The organism is Thermorhabdus hydrogeniformans (assembly GCF_049310025.1).
Taxonomy (GTDB): Bacteria; Bacillota; Thermosediminibacteria; order Thermosediminibacterales; family Tepidanaerobacteraceae; genus JBJYKD01.
The window spans coordinates 1-242 of the sequence record NZ_JBJYKD010000269.1 but is presented as its reverse complement, the minus strand read 5'-3'; the positions used below and the strand labels follow the sequence as shown (position 1 = coordinate 242).

1 protein-coding gene is annotated in these 242 nt (G+C 66.9%); it reads left to right on the top strand.

Annotation, left to right across the window (positions count from 1 at the left end):
- Nucleotides 1-114 precede the first annotated feature (114 nt).
- Nucleotides 115-242, top strand: a 128-nt coding sequence (locus ACKX14_RS16395) for a phage baseplate assembly protein (RefSeq protein ID WP_422449499.1), incomplete at its 3' end; no start/stop codon positions are given.

Here is a 242-nt window from a genome sequence, read left to right as displayed (position 1 = left end):
GCTCAGCGCGTGTACCGGGACTCGGAGCGTGCCGACGAGCTGGTGATTCAGGCCGATCCGCGGCACCCGGCCTTCATGCCGGTGTCGTTCCAGGCGCTCTCGAAGTAGGCATCCGTGGAAGAACTGATCCTGACGGTCGGCGGCCGAGAGCTCTCCGGCTGGACTGAGGTGCGCGTCACGCGCGGCATCGAGCGCTGCCCGTCCGATTTCCAGATCGGCATGACGGAGAGATTCCCGGGCGA